The following is a 16,320-nucleotide window of genomic DNA, read 5'->3' as shown; positions in this document are numbered from 1 at the left end:
CTCTTTTCTATATTGGCCACTGCAATACTACATGATTGGCTATTGCGAAGCCGATAAATTACCTCTCTCGTCAATTCTAACATCGAACGAAACCTCTTCTAAGAAATCAAACAGCTGCTGGGATGCCTCGCCTTCAATCGGTGTCGGCTGAGCGTTAACAATTTTCATCGGTGCGAATTGCGCCTCACACTCTGCTTGTGCATTGCAGGTTGCCGTCAACACTCCTGTTTCAGCTTGCCTGCCTTTAGGATGTGCTGCAAATACAAAGTTACCTAATGAATAAGCAATCCACTTTCCGTTATACTGCTCAAAGCCTTGCAGTACGTGCGGGTGACTGCCAATCACTAGATCTGCCCCTGCATCAATATATCTTCTTGCCAAATCCAACTGATATGGCTCAGGAGAATCAGAGCGTTCAATCCCCCAATGTACGAGCACAACAGTAATATGCGCTTCATCCTCTATCTCTTCTATTGCTTGCAGCGTTTGTTCTGGTGCATAGGACTCTGCTAAGCCTGCCTGATAAGGCGTTGCCTTCCAAGTCGTGACGGGAAGCACCCTACTCGTTCCAACAAACGCAACCTTTATACCATTAGACTCCTTGATGACGGGGGCATAGGCTTCTTCTGCATTATTGCCCGCTCCTACATGCGCAATACCGTATTCATCTAGATACTTTCTCGTATCCAGCATACCGTCAATCCCATGATCCAGCGTATGATTGTTGGCAAGTGACACGACATCGATGCCAGCATGAACGAGTCCAGTTAATGCTTCTGGCTTTCCTCTAAATATATACGTCTTGTCCTCAGCTGGCTGATCTCTTGTTGTAATAGGCATCTCCAAATTACCTGCAGTTAAGTCAGCGGACGTTAAATGGAATAACGCCTGCTCATAAGGGTAATTGTAGCCTTCCTGCTGCAAATAGCCATCAATATATTCTCCCTGTAATATATCACCAACAAATGCAAGTTGAACGGTCGCATCTATATTAGGCTCAGACGGAGGTGTTACAGGCTCCTGTACACCATCTTCTCCTGTGCCTGGATGTCCGGTTATCCCACCGCCTTGGCTCCCGTCACCGGAAGCTTCTGTACCGTCTTGCTCAGACGAAGCAGGCTCCTCAATATCAATAGCGCCATCCGTTGTCCCGGTCACAGCATCTTGATTGGTTTCTGTTACATTCTCGCTCCAACCTGGCTCAATATCCACAACATTATGTATTATGCGTTCCTCTTTACTAAAGCTATCACTTATCGAGCTTAGCATATCCTTTATACGGTCATATTGAAATACAAACGCGAGCCCAATAAATAATAATGCGACCAAACTGACCGATATTAATGCTGATCTTTTTCTTTTTTTCCTGTTACCCTGCGTTTGCAATTGCTGCTGTTTTCGAGACTCCACTCTTGATAACGACATGACCGCACCCCTTTGTTAACAGTGTTCATTCTCGTGGCAAGATTTTCTATTCATTATAACTTGTTCTTGAAGTCTTGAGTATCCTATATTTGCATCCTTCAGAAAAATAAAAGGCTGATTCACTACCACTAGATAGTGAAATCAGCCTTTATAATAGAGATTGTTCAAAAGTCCCTCTTTAATCACGACGCAGCATTGAATGTTATACGACATCGAATCTTGTAGCGTTATGATTTATGTGCGATATAGTCCAACATCAATCGCGCAGCTTCTTTCCCTTGACGAATACAATCCGGTAATCCAACGCCGTCAAAGGCTGCTCCAGTTACCCACACGCCAGGCAGCTTTTCATTCAGCTCTGTTCTCAGCTCACGAATTGCTTGCACATGACCGACTGGGTATTGTGGCATCGAACGATTTAAGCGCGTAATCTCCGTGAAAATCGGTGTTGCCTTTAATCCAATGGCCTTCTCAATATCTTCACGAACAGCTGCAACTAACGCTTCATCATCTAGCTTGATCGACTCTTGATCCTCTGAATGCCCTACGTAGCATCGCACTAGCACTTTATCATCAGGAGTGGAATGGAGCCATTTATTAGAAGTCCAGGTACATGCGGTAATACGCAAGCCTTCTGAACGAGGGACTAAAAAGCCAGACCCGTCAAATTGCACATCGATGGTCGATTTATCGAAGGCTAGCACAACATTTGCTACTGAAACATAACGTATCGCTTCTAGCATGCGATTTTCGATATGTTCTTTAAGCAGATCATGGGCAGCATATGCAGGTGTCGTCACGATGACAGCATCTGCTTGCAGCTTTTGACCGTTAGATAGTGACAGCTCATAGCCTCGAGCCTGCGGGTTCAACGCATCTACCTTTATACCTGTATGTATCGTGATTGACTCCAGCTCTTTTATTAGTGCCTCAACCATCGTTGTTAGGCCTTTTCTAAATGTCATAAAGGTTGCCGGAGGCTTCCCTTTATTCTTCTCTGCCATAAGCGCTCGCTGATGACGCGAGCCTAATATGATGCTGCCATGCTCCTTCTCATACTGTGCAAACTGTGGGAATGTTGCCTGAAGACTTAGCTTGTACAAATCTCCCGCATAGATGCCTGCCAATAGCGGTTCTGCTATATGCTTTACGATCTCATCGCCTATTCTTCTAGCTAAAAATCCGCCCAGCGATTCATCATCATCCTGTGGCTGAGGTCGCTTCCACACATCCGCAAGCGCAGTTAGCTTGCCTTGCCCGCTCACGAGGTCAGACTCTAGAAAGGGCAATATACTCGTAGGGATGCCTAGCACGAGCCCCTTTGGCATTGAATGAAGTCTACCATCCTTCATGATATAGGTTTTTGCAGCTTTCGTATTTGTCGGAACCAACTCTTCCTCAATCCCAAGATCATGTGCCAGCTCGATGATCGGTAGCTTTCGTGATAGAAACGAATCCGGTCCCTTTTCTATAACAAAGCCATCTCTATGCAGCGTATTAATTTTACCTCCGAGCTGTGGTCCTGCTTCTACTAGCTCGATTTGGATTGATCTTCCTTGCTCCTCCGCCATTTTACGCAAGTAAAAAGCGGAGCTCAGTCCACTGATCCCCCCGCCAATTACGACAATCGTATCAATTGATTCTGCACTCCGCATATACTCAATCCTTTCCTAGCTGTTCACGGACAGTTACAACCGATTCGGCCAACGTTTCCATGTACAGTGGATCTGTGTTTAACATTTCAATTCGATCAAATGCAATGCCAAGCTCTGCTGCCTTTGCCTTTGCTTCAATATCGAGATCATATAGTACTTCCAGATGATCGGACACGAAGCCGATAGGTGCAGACAGAACCGCCTTGTATCCTTCTTGTGCGACCCGTTCCATCGTATCTAGAATATCTGGACCAAGCCATGGCTCGTTGGTACGACCAGCGCTCTGCCATGTAAATTCCCAGTCTTCGATTTCTGTAGCTTCTGCGATTGCCTCGGACGTATTTAACAGCTGCTGCTCGTACGGATCGCCAAGCTCTCTAATTTTTTCTGGTAGGCTATGTGCACTAAATAACACCTTTACCGGCTTTTCTCCACTTAATGGAAGCAGCTGCTCATGCACCTTGTTAACACGATCGGATAGCGCACTTACGAGCTTCGGATGCAGATGGTAGGAATGAACGAAGCACATTTTAATACCTAGCTCCGTAGCCTTCACCTGTGCTCGCTTAATATAACCACCGACACTCATCACAGAATAATGCGGTGCAAGTACAATACCAACCGCTTGTGTGATGCCTGCTTTTGCGATTTCCTCTACACCATCTTCAATAAACGGTTCTGCATGCTTCAAGCCCTGAAAGCATTGATAGCGGCCAGGTGCAATCTCATCCAACTTGGCCTGCAGCCCTGCAACCTGAGCATTCGTATTTTCACGTAAAGGGAATACACCACCTACAATCGCTTCATAGCGATCCTTCAGCTCTTGGAGCTGCTCCTCTGTTGGAGGATGACCGCGGCGAATATGTGTGTAGTATGCTTCAACGTTATCTAGCGATGTGGGTGTGCCATATGACATGACGAGCACACCTATTTTTGATGCTTGCACCATTATGATTTAGCCTCCTGTTTCTGCTTTGCATATGCTTGATCTGAATAGTCATGGATGAATTCGGTTAATGCTTTTAGCTTATCCAGTGATGCCTCAGGGTACAGTCCATGTCCCAAATTAAAGATATAGCCGGGCTCTTGTATACCTTGATCTATGATCTCTGCTGCTCGCTTTTCAATCACATGCTGCGGTGCCTGTAAAATCGTTGGATCTAAATTCCCCTGAACCGCTACACGATGTTCAAGTCTGCGTCTACCTTCCTCAATGGAGATTCTCCAATCCAGGCCGATCACATTTGCTTGAACGTTCTTCAGCTCAGGGAGCAGCTCTCCGGATGCAACTCCTGGGAAATAAATTTTTGGTTGTGGCAGATCACTCAGCTCTGAAAAGATTCGTTCAATCGTAGGCAGCACAAACGTCTTGAAATCCGCTGGTGTTAGTGCACCTACCCAGCTATCAAACAGCTGAAATGCTTTTCCGCCCGCTGCGATATGTGCTCGCAAATATGTAATAACCATGTCACCAAGCTTATCCATTAATTGAAACCAAACGTCAGGAGCACTATACATGAGCTCCTTCGTGCGGAGATAATTTTTCGATGGCTTGCCTTCTATTAAATAACTAGCAATCGTAAATGGCGCACCCGCAAATGTAATCAGTGGTACCTTGAGCTCGCCTGCTAATATTTTAATCGTCTCGATCACATGCGAAAGATCGCCCTCCACATCAATTGGCTTCAATCTTGCTACATCTTCAGCCGTACGTATCGGATTGTAGATCACCGGTCCAACATTCGCTACAATATCAAAATCAATACCTAGCGATGCGACAGGGTTCATAATATCTGAATATAGAATTGCAGCATCGACTCCGAGTTTTTTTACTGGCATCATCGTTACTTCTGCCGCTAGCTCAGGCTGCTTGCAAATTTCCAGCAAACTATATTTCTCTTTAATCTTGCGATATTCAGGATCATATCTCCCAGCCTGACGCATATACCATACCGGCACACGTTCAACCTTTTCTTTCATACAAGCGCGTAAAAACAAATCATTGTATGTCATGAAGACCCTCTTCTCACTTTATATTCATTTCTTACTCATTATGCCCCATTTCACTTGGTACTAACAACTCATCGTTGTAGATTCCTTTGACAATCCAATGACATTTGAGTTAAATGCAGCGTATAAAATATTGTTTTGCAAACATGCTATAATAATAGTATGGAACAATGGAAAAAGAATCTTATCGTCTTATGGTTTGGTCAGTTTCTAGTAATGTCTGGCATGACTATGATTATGCCATTTTTGACCCTATATTTGCAAACTGATCTAGGCCTGAGTGATCCCCATGCAATCGGGATATGGGCTGGAGCGATTTTTGCCAGTAACTTTGTTACCGCCTTTTTATTCCAGCCGTTATGGGGTAAACTGTCCGAACGCTATGGCCGTAAGCTTATGCTACTGCGTTCAGGCTTCGGTATGGCGATTGTCATGTGCTTGATGGGCTTTGCCGCAACACCGCTCCATTTACTGCTGCTGCGATTGCTCAACGGTGTCATCTCAGGCTTTAACCCTGCTTCAGTAGCTCTTGTCTCTGCCACAACACCTAAAGAAAAGCTTGGATTCGCTATGGGAACGCTGCAATCTGGAGGAATTGCTGGTACGATTCTTGGTCCGCTTATAGGTGGAATTCTTGCAGATGCGATAGGCTATCGTTTTATATTTTATATTACAGGTGCCTCGATCTTTATTGCGACAATGATCGTTTTATTCGTCGTAAAGGAGCGCTTTAATCGCAAGGAAGCGTCTAACACTGAGCAAATGTCCGTGCTAGCCGGATTCAAGCAAATCATCGCAGTGCCTCAGATTATGGCATTGTTTATGATTACGGTTTTGATTCAATTTGCTAATATGAGCCCTATGTCGTTAATACCGCTCTACATACAGGAGCTTAATCCTGAATTAGTCAATATCGCTTTCTTCGCAGGGCTTGTAAGCTCGGCCACCGGGCTTTCTAATATGCTCGCCTCACCCGTGCTTGGCAAAATTGGTGATCGCATTGGTGCAGAAAAAATATTGCTCATCAGTCTAGTTGGAGCAGCAGTCAGCTTTATTCCCCAAGCCGTCGCTTCAGATGTTTGGCATTTGTTAATTGCCCGCTTCTGTCTCGGTTTTTTCCTAGGAGGTCTCGTGCCGACAGTCAACGCTTTGCTTGGCCAATACTCTCCTAGAGGTATGGAGACGCGGACCTACAGCTTCAATAGCAGCTTTATTAGTCTAGGCAATGTGATTGCCCCCGTTGCTGGCGGTGTTGTATCTGGCTGGATTGGTATCGATGGACTATTTATTATTTCAGCTGTATTAATGCTGGTCAATGGAATTTGGGCTTGGTACTCCTTGATAAACCAGCGAGCTAAGCTAAAACTAAAAAGGCAGGAAAAGCACTAGCTCGAAGCTGCCACTACCCTTAACCCTTTAACAGCTAAGCCTGCTGTGCCGATAAGCGCACAACTTGCTTAGCTGTTTCACGTTTATAAGTTAGAATAATCTATCCTCGCTAGTCTGTACTAAAGCACACGCGCGATTGCCAATCCGTCATAGCCTGGCAATATCGTGCTCTGCAAGCGAGCGTCCCTTACAATCGTTTCGTTGAACGAACGTACAGCTTGAACAGCAGGTCCTTGCTTGTTCTCATTAATGGTACGACCGCGGAGCAATATATTGTCTGCTACGATGATCGCACCTGGATCCGCCAATCGAATGGCATATTCTAAGTAAGCTGGATACCCTTCCTTATCCGCATCGATAAAGAAAAATTGAAAGCGTTCATTCCTCTCGACAAGCTGCTCTAGGCTAAGCTTAGCGTCACCAATCATATAATCAATCTGCTCTCCAAAGCCTGCCTTTGTTACATTGGTTTTTGCCACCTCAGCAAACTGTGGCAGCAGCTCTAGGCACGTTAATCGTCCTCCCTGCTGCAAGCCACGCGCGATGCATACTCCGCTGTATCCGCCTAGGGCACCGATTTCTAGCGCATTCGTTACGTTGTTCATACTGACTAGCATCGTAAGCAAGCGTCCATAGCCTTGAGCCACTGCTATATCAGGCATTCCTGCTGCGCTCGTTGCTACACGAATGTTCTCTAGGATTTCATCTTGTTCAAATAAACTGTCGATATATTGTTCTTCATTCGTCACGTTAGCGATTCCTCTCATTCTGCACTTTGTCGATTTTCCACAAATATCTATCATTAGTCTAACGTTTATTGTATGATTTTATAGTCGCTGTGACAACATTACTGAATCAAGCTTTGTTATTTGAGCAAGATACAGTAAAATAGCATTTAGCATAGAAGTTCGATCTACTTTATAAAGAAATGAGTGTTGCATATATGGCTGAATTGAATTTAATTGCTACAGCTCCAATGGGACTTGAATCGATTGTTGCTCGTGAGCTGAAGGAGCTTGGATATACGGATACCGTTACCGAAAACGGTCGAGTGAACTTTAAAGGTGATTTCATCGATATTGCACGTGCTAACCTATGGCTGCGTACCGCTGGACGTGTACTCATTAATATGGGCCGGTTCAAAGCGACAACCTTTGATGATTTGTTTGAAGGTGTAAAGGCGCTAAACTGGGAGGACTGGATTCCCGCTGATGCAGAATTTCCGGTAAATGGTCGCTCTCATAAATCCCAGCTTACAAGTGTGCCTGCTGTGCAAGGTGTCGTAAAAAAAGCGATCGTTGAAAAGCTTAAGGAGAAGCACGGCGTTGAATGGTTTTCTGAGGATGGTCCTCTCTATGTTATTGAGATAACCCTTCTTAACGATGAAGCGTTGCTGACGATTGATACTTCTGGCTCAGGATTACATAAGCGCGGCTATCGTAAAGCCGCAACAGAAGCTCCGCTTCGTGAAACGATGGCTTCTGCTATTGTTCAGTTATCTCGCTGGAAGCCAGATCGACCGCTTTATGATCCTTTCTGCGGCTCAGGCACAATTCTCATTGAAGCAGCTATGCTGGGATGGAACATCGCTCCTGGACTGCGCCGCAGCTTCGATTCCGAAAATTGGCAGCTTGTTCCTGCCGAGCTATGGGACCGAGCACGTGATGAAGCCTATGATTCAGTAAAGGATGATATCCCACTAAACATCATGGGCTCGGATATCGATCCTAATGCAATCGAAATCGCGCAGCAAGCGATTCGTCGTGCTGGCTTTGGCAAGGAAATTAAGCTGCAGGTGCTGCCTGTTTCTAAGATCAGACCTCAAGGAGATTACGGCGTAGTCATTACGAATCCACCATACGGTGAGCGCTTAGGTGATGAGACAGAAGCTGAGCTAGCGATGCGTCAGCTCGGTAAAGTGACGCTATACTATCCAACATGGTCTTACTTTATCTTTAGTCCATCAACAGATGTCGAGCATTATATGGGCAAGGTTGCGGATAAGAAACGCAAGCTGTACAACGGACGAATTCAATGTAATCTCAACATGTTCTTTGGACCGCTTCCTCCGCGTACCCCATAGGCTTGTGTCGTACCCGATAAGCTTGTGTTAATGGTACTCTAACACTAATAAAGGATGCTTCCGTCAACGGCTGTGACGGGAGCATCCTTTTCTATTTGCACACTTTTTGGTAATAATCTAGCTAATGCTGTTCAATCCAGCTCAGTACATCTTCAAAGTGCTCTACGCCAACGATATTGAGATGCGGAGCTGCGGCTTTAGCTGCTTCCATTCCAGCCAGCGGGACAAAAAATACATCTGCATCCGTACGTCCTACAGCATAGGCCTTTTGCGGAATACCACCAACCATTCCTATACTTCCATCTACCTCAATTGTACCTGTTCCCGCTATATGTAACCCCTTCGTCACATCAGCAGCAGTCAATTGATCATACAACGCCAAAGTTAGCATTGCACCATGAGAGGGCCCGCCAGCGTGCGCAATATACGCTGCAAGACTAACATCAAGCTCCAAATCGATATGATAAGCATCCTGTACTGCTATGCCTAATACCGGGCGCTGCTCATCTTCACTTGCCGGCATCGTACCAACGACAACCTTTTTACGCTCGTTCTGTCTTAGCAGCTGCAGCTCGACTTCCTCACCAGGCCTTACATATCCAGACATATACTCCAGCAGTTCATCGCGGTGCACAATTTCTACCTGATTCACTGCCGTAATAATATCACCAGCCTCTAATACTCCATCTGCAGGTGACTGTGTCATAATGGCTGCAACCTGTACTCCATCATAGTAGATGGCTTGGCCTTTGCCTGCTTGCTGCCAAGCAACAGCTGCAGCCAATTCGTTGGCGTTGTTTTTCATTTGTACGACTTGACGATAGGTTTCGTTAATGCTCGGTTCATTCTCAGCAGCTTTTTCCACCACGATCTGCTGCAAAAGCTTCTCATACAGCCAATCAATCGGAAAAGCTGGACGTTCAAATACAAGAACACCATCGATCCACCCATTCGTACGCTCATCCTGAGCTAGCTGCAGCTGTGCATAGCTATTCATATTCATCGTCATGCCAGGATAGGTTACGTTATACCCTGTCGGGCACAGCAATACAAGCAGGGCTAGAGCGTAAGCTAATCCGCGCCATAATAATCTTTTTACGCCTAGCCTGTAATAAAGCGTTAAGCCTATGGCCAGTATAACGATCGCGAGCAATATAGCAGCAGCTGCTAAATATTGCAGTGGCTGTGACAGCAGTACAATCAATGCTGCAGATCCTGCCATAATTATGATCTGCAAGAAGCTGTTTACTTCCCTTTTTGCCGTTTGCTCACTTTTCGTCTGGCGCCACGATAGCCAAGCGCCGATAAGCCAGCACAGTGGAATGAGCAGCAGCACATAATATAGCCAGTTAATAACCTCAATCCATTCCAGCTGTGCGGACATAACATATGGAGCTGGAAGCCATATCAATTGAAAGGCAATTACAGCGACCAATAGTCCAATCAAGCCGCTGTAATACCAACGATTGCTTTGTTTACTCATCATTACCTGCACTTTCATTTGAAAAAAGCCCTTCAGCTTATGGCATGCCGTAAGTGAAGGACTTTTCTCGAGCTATTATTTTTTTACGTACGTCATTGCTTTTTCAATGGCTTCATCTTCCGTTGCGCCTTTCACATATCGACCGTTTACAAATACAAACGCAGTACGCTTACAAGGACCGCAATACGATTTACAGCCTATCTTAATTTCAGTGCCAGGAACTAGCTTTTCAAGCTTGGCTACTGTTCTCTTCATCTGCATATGTCTGCATTTATCGCAAACTCGTATATCATTTGTCGCCATGTTTCCTCTTCCCATTCTGTCCATCTTTTTGCTAATTAATGATCCCCGTGGTTTCCTTTTGAAGGGTTTGTAATAACAAAGCCTTCTTCTGGTAAGTAAAAGTAATCGACGCGTACGCCATCTAAAAATTCATTGCCTTTTTCAAGAATAACATCAATTCCACTATCCGTCGATACGACAACATCAGCTTCCGTAGGATTGTCTACTCCTAGACCATAGTGTGCATGGTCACCGTGCGCATGGGTAACAAATACACGCAGCAGCTTGCCTTCACTTTCTGGCTTGTCCAGCTCAGTTTTTATCACTTTCGCTGCATTTCTTGAGATTTTGCATTTCATAGCTTGTCCGCTCCTTATTCTTCTGTCTCTGTTACGTTCTAGTTATATTATACTTCTTAGCCATTCTGCTAGCAAACGCTTCTGCAATAATCATTGTGAAAGCAATATCGTCCACTGGTATAAACGGCATAATATCCGGACTAATCCAATAAACAGCAACAGGAATGAGAAACAACAGCTTTTCCCATAAAGCTACGCGACGTGAAGTAATTAGCTTATAAATTAATGAGAATGTTGATCTCCAATGTCTTAGAGAAAATAGCTTTTTCATTGTCTTTCACTCCTTAGCGTCGTTGTTGTATATATTTGTTGCCATTATATATCAACCACAACTTCACATACACTAGACTTACAGCTAGGATTTCCCTAGACTTCGATCCTCTATACAACAACGGTCAGCCTCTGCATTTGAAACTGACCGTTGGTTGGGTAATATACATTCATTAAGCAGAATGATCGACTCTACTGTACGTTCTTTTTCTCGCGCCTAGCTCTGCTGCCAGCCATTCCTCTACAATAGCTTGAAATGAGTCCACATTACCACTACATAAAAAATGATGAATGATCTTCGTAGATCCATGTATTATTGCTTTTGCTTGATCCTCAGCCTCATTTTCGGCTACGAGCTTTTGTGCTTGACGCGCAGTTTCCTCTGCAGAATGAATAAGCCTTACGTTTTCGCCCATCACTTCAGCAATAGTATCTGCAAGAAATGGGTAGTGTGTACATCCTAAGATTAAACAATCTATTGGGTATGAGCGCATATGTCCAATTGCTTCATATACAACGTGATATGCCTTTGTACTATGATACTCTCGTTTCTCAACTAATGGCACAAATGCCGGACATGCTTGCGTAACAATTTGAATATCCTTCGTATAGGCAAGCAATGCCTGATCATACGCCTTACTCTTTATGGTGCCCTCCGTACCTATTACACCGATGTAACCGGTTTGGGTAGCTTGCAGTGCAGCTTTAGCTCCTGGCTCGATTACACCAATAATTGGAACGTTTAGTGAGCGTTTTAGTTTATCCAATGCGGCGGCAGTTGCTGTATTACATGCGATAATGATTAATTTCGGGTCATATCGAAGCAGCTTATTTACTATTTCTTCTGTAAAGCTAACAACCTCTTCCGTTGGTCTAGGTCCATACGGAGCTCTTGCTGTATCACCATAATATACAATCGTTTCCTGCGGCAGCTGCTTAAGCAGCTCCTTCACTACTGTCAATCCACCTACGCCAGAATCCAACACCGCTATCGGACGTTGCACAACCCCACCACTTTCTTCTTAACTCTGCCCTGTAAGTAGTATTCAACATTCCGAGTTGCATTGCAAGCCCAATTATAGAAGACTTGTTTTACTGGACAACAGCTAGTTTCTGCTTCGGTTCGTCGGATTGTTCTGAAGCTGTTGTCGCTTCCAGCTCTGCTTCTTTTACATCAGTCGTTTGCGTCTCTGCATGCACTTCAGCAGCTGTTTCATTTAGCTCATTATTATCCGTTTCTGCTTCTGTCGTACTAGCTTCATTAGCTACCACATCTTCTGTATTGATTTCATTTGTTTTACCGCCTTTAACATAGGCTACAGCCTGCTGAACGCCTTGCTTCGTATTCTCAACTAATTTCACAGCGCGGTCTTCAACCTTTTTACTTACCTCGTAAACTGTTTCGGAAACATGATCAATCGCTTCAGAGCCTGCTTCCACCACTTTTGCTGTACCAGCCTTAATATCACCGCGAAGCTCTTTCCCGCTTTTAGGTGCTAACAGCAATGCTGTCACACTACCTACAACAGTACCTGCTACCGCACCGACAATAAATGCAACACCTTTGTTTTTGAAAGCCATATTTATTTCTCCCTTCTCACTTTTCACTTTTTGTACGACCATCCTGCCAAAGCTGCCATGCCGACATCGCAAGCTCTGCCCATTGCATCATATCGTCCAATTGTTTATTTTCTTTCTCTACATACATGGTAGCTCGCTTTGCAAACTTATCACTTACTTTTCTAACTGAAACGGCCGTTTGCTCCATGCTCTGTCCTATCGTTTTAGCTGCCTCTGCTACATGATTTACCGCTGAAACGGTCTTTCCAATCTCTTTGACGGTATAATCTGTCGTTTCGATCAACGTGCTGCATTCCGTAGCTAATCGATTCAAATCACGCTGCATCTCGGTGGTTCTTCTCATGATGACACTTAACCTTAACACAAGCATACGCAGCGTAATGATGACCGCACAAACAGCGATGACAACAGCTGCTGCTATAATTAGCAAGCTATGCTCTATCGGCATGACTACTCCTCCCTTGCAGAAACTTTACTAGACATCTGCCCAGTCGCGTACCACATTATAATCAGATTGGGCTTGTCCTGACACAATATTCCACAAAAAAAACGCATGGCGGTTACCGCCATGCGTTCTTAATGATTACTGCTCTATTATGCTTTTGTAGATATCGGTATACGATAATTGCATTTAGTACCGCCCTTGGACAAGCACTCCACCCGCTCCACCGGAGCATCCAACAGCTCTTGGAACAATTCCAGCTCACATTGACATGCTTGGTAGTATTGGTCAGCCACACCTTTTATCGGGCAATTATATTCTTCGATATAATAGTAAAGCTCATCCTGCTTCATTTCTGCCATATAGCCGCCTGCCTGCTGAATCACTGTTAATGCTTCAACCTTACTAGCCAGGTCCTTGCGCTTCATGCTTGCGGCATAGCGCTGCTTAAGCTTTTGCTTTCTGCCCTGGAACATGCGATCGATATAAGGCTTCGTATCTGGATCATCCTCCAGCTCACGAAGCAAATCAACAGCAAGCAGCTGATAATTTCTAGGAAACAGCTCCTCTGCCTTTGCGGTTAGCTCATAAGCATGAAGCGGTCTTCCCATTGCTTGCTTGATCGAAATAATGTCTACATAGCCTTGTTTCGAGAGCTCATGCATATGTCTGCGAATAGCCATTTCAGTTAATCCGAGCTGGTGAGCTATTGCGCTGATCTGCATTCTTCCTTGACTACGCAGCTTGTAAATAATGGCGTCTCGAGTCGAACCAGTTTGCTTCATGATAGCTCACCCTCATCCTATACTAACTCTGATGCTACATATTGCTCGACCGCTGCTTTAAAATCATTGAGCAGCTGTGGGAGCTGTTTGACTAACGGATGCAGCTCATCAGACTGCCATTCATAATACTCTTGGACTAGCGGACGACGTAAGCGAACAAGTTCAAGTAATACTTCCTTCATACCGTCTGGATATACACCTTCACCAGCTGTAATCTCTACAATATCCTCATAGCTGGAAGCATCACGCATAAGAAATCCATCAATAAGATAGCTGCCTACATCCGTAACAACCTCGATCGCGATATGCAATGCACGTTCCTGAGCCAGACGCTCAATCGCAGAGCCTGTCCAATTTTGCTGCAGCATATTCATCGTATCCGTTAAAGCGGGTATTACAGCTAAACGTATCGATATCTGCTCTTGATTTACGTAATACACGAATTTATCGCCACCTTTTCCGCTGCTATTGCTTTTCAGACCGTTCTTTCTGTTCTTGCTGTTCTTTCTTCTTTCCTTTGCGCTTTAACCATACTCCCATCACTATGCAGCTTACAATGATGAGTACAAGATAGGTCGCCATTTCATAAACTTCACGCATCGTTCTGCTTCCTCTTAGCTTTCGTAGTCTACTGCAACAGAGGATTCACGTACTACAGACATATGCTCGATCACTTTTTGATGTACAGGATGCACTTGATACGCATCAAGATCAGCCATCGAATCGAATTTCGTAATTAACGCTATATCATAAGAGCGCTCAGAATGCAGAATATCTACACCAACCTCGATATATTTTAATTGCTCGATTTTACCTTCCATATTACGCAGCACTTGTGCTGTTTCTTCAACTTTTGCTGGACTGTTGTCCTTTAATTTGAAAAATACAATATGTGTGATCAATGAGATTTCCTCCTACTATTCACTTAAAATGCACTGCTTCAATCTTTCTTAATGATACCCTAGTCGCCATTTTACGACAACTATAATCTCATTTTCGCTAACTCATTGCCACATGAGCTAGCAGGTGAGCTGTACAAAAGAAAAAAGAGCCCCGAAAGGCTCTTTTATAATCTACTATGCTGCTGTTACAATGAGCTTCGCAGTCATTGTAGCGTGTCCAGGTCCACATGGGATGTTACAAACAATCAAATATTCGCCTGGCTCTGTAAACGTATGCTCTGTTTCCGCGTTATCCTTGTCCAAACTAATTCCTAATTCTTCAATATCAATTCCATGAATTCCGCTTTTGTTAGAGAAACGCATAATGACAGTATCGCCAACGTTAGCAGTAAACTCCTCTTCATTAAAGGTAAAGTCATTTGATGCGATGATCTTCATCAAAGATACACCTTCAGGTAATGAAGCGGATTCATCTACAGGCTTATCCGGTAATCCGAAAGCCAATAGACATACAGCCATTACAGACGCAATCGATACTAAAGTAAACATAATCCATTTCTGCATTACAATGTGCTCCCCTTCTATATCATAATGTCTATTTCCTATATTACCTAACAAAGCCCAATTTTCTCAACCATTAACTAATTAAATTAGATAAGTTTTTCATCTTTATGACAAAATGATGAACATTTCTTGAATTATGCAGACATATATTGCTTCAGTACGCGTTCACATTCTACTTTTATAAAGCCCCACAGCATAAACAGCTGGTGGTGGTAGCCCCTGCACACGTATTTGGCAAGCAGCCCTTCCTTTTCCTGCAGCTCTTCATAAATTTTAATGCCATTCTTTCGGAACATGCGCCTTAGATCAGCCATATCAAGCAGAACACGATCCTGAACTCCACGAAGAATGGATTCGTACAAACGCGGCAGCTTAATTTTCGAATTGCCTATTGCCTTTACATCATGATCGATAATGCGCAGCACCATCTCAAGCAGTACATACTGTTTTATCGCATCTGACTCATATTGCTCCTGAAGCGGTATAGCTGGTGCAGAACTTGTCTTGCCCTCTGCTGCTAGTCTATGCTCACTTTTCGTATTAATGATACTCATTTTCGTACCTCCCTACAAGCTCCCGTTACCAACAGCGTTCCCCTCGTTTTCATTTACTATAACACGAACATATGTTCTTATTATATGCAGGAAGTGTGTAAAGATGCAACCATTTTTCAGCACTACGCAATGCTGCTCGTTCCACGGGCTTTTGCATAGCTCCGTAACGCTGCTCGTTTCACGGGCTTTTGCACGCTACGCAGACCGTACTCGGTTACACGGGCTTTTGTGACCCGTTTTGTGGAATGATAACTTTAGTGGTACAAAACGGGTCACAAGGCCCGGCGCTGGCGCTTTCCACCGAGCAGGTTGCTCCGCTTGGAGCTCTTTGTGGGTATTCAGGGAGGCAATACATATGAAGCTTCCCTATGTACAAAGCGGGGCACAAGCCCGACGCTGGCGCTTTCCACCGAGTAGGTTGCTCCGCTTGGAGCTCTTTGTGGGTGGTTCAGGGAGGCAATACATATGAAGCTTCCCTATGTACAAAGCGGGGTACAAGCCCAGCGCTGACGCTTTCCACTAAGCAGGTTGCCGCT

Annotated in this window: 20 protein-coding genes; 2 read left to right on the top strand and 18 right to left on the bottom strand. The window is 44.5% G+C overall.

All coding sequences use genetic code 11. The features are described 5' to 3' along the window. Nucleotides 1-39 precede the first annotated feature (39 nt). The 4 genes from M3180_RS19010 to hemE all read right to left on the bottom strand — a co-directional run bounded on the left by M3180_RS19010 (nucleotide 40) and on the right by hemE (nucleotide 5,093). Nucleotides 40-1,425: a CapA family protein gene (locus tag M3180_RS19010; protein WP_251670432.1), complete on the bottom strand. Its 1,386-nt coding sequence runs from the start codon at nucleotides 1,423-1,425 to the stop codon at nucleotides 40-42. Between the two features lie 227 nt (nucleotides 1,426-1,652). Then, nucleotides 1,653-3,080 (bottom strand): protoporphyrinogen oxidase, encoded by a 1,428-nt coding sequence (hemY, locus tag M3180_RS19005; RefSeq protein WP_251670430.1) that lies wholly within the window; start codon nucleotides 3,078-3,080, stop codon nucleotides 1,653-1,655. Nucleotides 3,081-3,084: 4 nt separating this feature from the next. Next, nucleotides 3,085-4,029, bottom strand: coding sequence for a ferrochelatase (gene hemH / locus M3180_RS19000; protein ID WP_251670428.1), 945 nt, complete (start codon nucleotides 4,027-4,029; stop codon nucleotides 3,085-3,087). After that, nucleotides 4,029-5,093 carry a uroporphyrinogen decarboxylase gene (gene hemE / locus M3180_RS18995; RefSeq protein ID WP_251670426.1) on the bottom strand — a complete coding sequence of 355 codons (1,065 nt, stop codon included), beginning with the start codon at nucleotides 5,091-5,093 and terminating at the stop codon, nucleotides 4,029-4,031. The genes hemH and hemE overlap by 1 nt, the downstream gene beginning before the upstream one ends. A gap of 159 nt (nucleotides 5,094-5,252) precedes the next feature. Here hemE and M3180_RS18990 point away from each other — a divergent pair, with 159 nt between their 5' ends. After that, nucleotides 5,253-6,479, top strand: coding sequence for an MFS transporter (locus tag M3180_RS18990; protein WP_251670424.1), 1,227 nt, complete (start codon nucleotides 5,253-5,255; stop codon nucleotides 6,477-6,479). Nucleotides 6,480-6,598: 119 nt separating this feature from the next. On the opposite strand, the gene M3180_RS18985 is transcribed toward M3180_RS18990, so the two are convergent. Beyond that, entirely contained in the window at nucleotides 6,599-7,228 is a 630-nt protein-coding gene (locus M3180_RS18985) for an O-methyltransferase (protein ID WP_251670422.1), read from the bottom strand. A 194-nt stretch (nucleotides 7,229-7,422) separates the two neighbouring features. On the opposite strand from M3180_RS18985, the gene M3180_RS18980 reads away from it, so the two are divergent. Next, a complete protein-coding gene (locus M3180_RS18980) occupies nucleotides 7,423-8,562 on the top strand; it encodes a THUMP domain-containing class I SAM-dependent RNA methyltransferase (protein ID WP_251670421.1) in 1,140 nt (379 codons plus the stop codon). A gap of 121 nt (nucleotides 8,563-8,683) precedes the next feature. Here M3180_RS18980 and M3180_RS18975 read toward each other — a convergent pair whose 3' ends face one another. From M3180_RS18975 to M3180_RS18920, 13 genes are all read right to left on the bottom strand, one after another. Further along, entirely contained in the window at nucleotides 8,684-10,063 is a 1,380-nt protein-coding gene (locus M3180_RS18975) for a PDZ domain-containing protein (protein WP_251670419.1), read from the bottom strand. Between the two features lie 57 nt (nucleotides 10,064-10,120). After that, nucleotides 10,121-10,348 carry a YuzB family protein gene (locus M3180_RS18970; RefSeq protein WP_251670417.1) on the bottom strand — a complete coding sequence of 76 codons (228 nt, stop codon included), beginning with the start codon at nucleotides 10,346-10,348 and terminating at the stop codon, nucleotides 10,121-10,123. Between the two features lie 35 nt (nucleotides 10,349-10,383). Continuing rightward, nucleotides 10,384-10,686 carry an iron-sulfur cluster assembly accessory protein gene (locus tag M3180_RS18965; protein ID WP_251670415.1) on the bottom strand — a complete coding sequence of 101 codons (303 nt, stop codon included), beginning with the start codon at nucleotides 10,684-10,686 and terminating at the stop codon, nucleotides 10,384-10,386. Between the two features lie 31 nt (nucleotides 10,687-10,717). After that, a complete protein-coding gene (locus tag M3180_RS18960; RefSeq protein ID WP_251670413.1) occupies nucleotides 10,718-10,957 on the bottom strand; it encodes a hypothetical protein in 240 nt (79 codons plus the stop codon). A gap of 172 nt (nucleotides 10,958-11,129) precedes the next feature. Continuing rightward, the gene (gene racE, locus M3180_RS18955; protein WP_251670411.1) at nucleotides 11,130-11,960 is read right to left on the bottom strand and encodes a glutamate racemase; all 831 of its coding nucleotides are present in this window, start codon (nucleotides 11,958-11,960) and stop codon (nucleotides 11,130-11,132) included. Nucleotides 11,961-12,048: 88 nt separating this feature from the next. Continuing rightward, a complete protein-coding gene (locus M3180_RS18950) occupies nucleotides 12,049-12,537 on the bottom strand; it encodes a YtxH domain-containing protein (RefSeq protein WP_251670409.1) in 489 nt (162 codons plus the stop codon). A 16-nt stretch (nucleotides 12,538-12,553) separates the two neighbouring features. After that, nucleotides 12,554-12,985, bottom strand: coding sequence for a DUF948 domain-containing protein (locus M3180_RS18945; protein WP_251670407.1), 432 nt, complete (start codon nucleotides 12,983-12,985; stop codon nucleotides 12,554-12,556). 146 nt (nucleotides 12,986-13,131) lie between these two features. Further along, nucleotides 13,132-13,764 (bottom strand): helix-turn-helix transcriptional regulator, encoded by a 633-nt coding sequence (locus M3180_RS18940; protein ID WP_251670405.1) that lies wholly within the window; start codon nucleotides 13,762-13,764, stop codon nucleotides 13,132-13,134. 17 nt (nucleotides 13,765-13,781) lie between these two features. Next, a complete protein-coding gene (locus M3180_RS18935) occupies nucleotides 13,782-14,204 on the bottom strand; it encodes a DUF86 domain-containing protein (protein ID WP_251670403.1) in 423 nt (140 codons plus the stop codon). 25 nt (nucleotides 14,205-14,229) lie between these two features. Continuing rightward, entirely contained in the window at nucleotides 14,230-14,364 is a 135-nt protein-coding gene (locus tag M3180_RS22805) for a hypothetical protein (RefSeq protein WP_285855803.1), read from the bottom strand. A 14-nt stretch (nucleotides 14,365-14,378) separates the two neighbouring features. Continuing rightward, nucleotides 14,379-14,666: a Dabb family protein gene (locus M3180_RS18930; protein WP_251670401.1), complete on the bottom strand. Its 288-nt coding sequence runs from the start codon at nucleotides 14,664-14,666 to the stop codon at nucleotides 14,379-14,381. 174 nt (nucleotides 14,667-14,840) lie between these two features. Beyond that, nucleotides 14,841-15,230 carry a cupredoxin domain-containing protein gene (locus M3180_RS18925; RefSeq protein WP_251670399.1) on the bottom strand — a complete coding sequence of 130 codons (390 nt, stop codon included), beginning with the start codon at nucleotides 15,228-15,230 and terminating at the stop codon, nucleotides 14,841-14,843. 134 nt (nucleotides 15,231-15,364) lie between these two features. Then, nucleotides 15,365-15,784 carry a YhjD family protein gene (locus tag M3180_RS18920; protein WP_251670397.1) on the bottom strand — a complete coding sequence of 140 codons (420 nt, stop codon included), beginning with the start codon at nucleotides 15,782-15,784 and terminating at the stop codon, nucleotides 15,365-15,367. Nucleotides 15,785-16,320 lie beyond the last annotated feature (536 nt).

The sequence above is a fragment of the Paenibacillus camelliae genome (assembly GCF_023715345.1).
GTDB classification, from domain to species: Bacteria; Bacillota; Bacilli; order Paenibacillales; family Paenibacillaceae; genus Pristimantibacillus; species Pristimantibacillus camelliae.
This window is presented reverse-complemented; position numbering and strand designations above follow the sequence as displayed.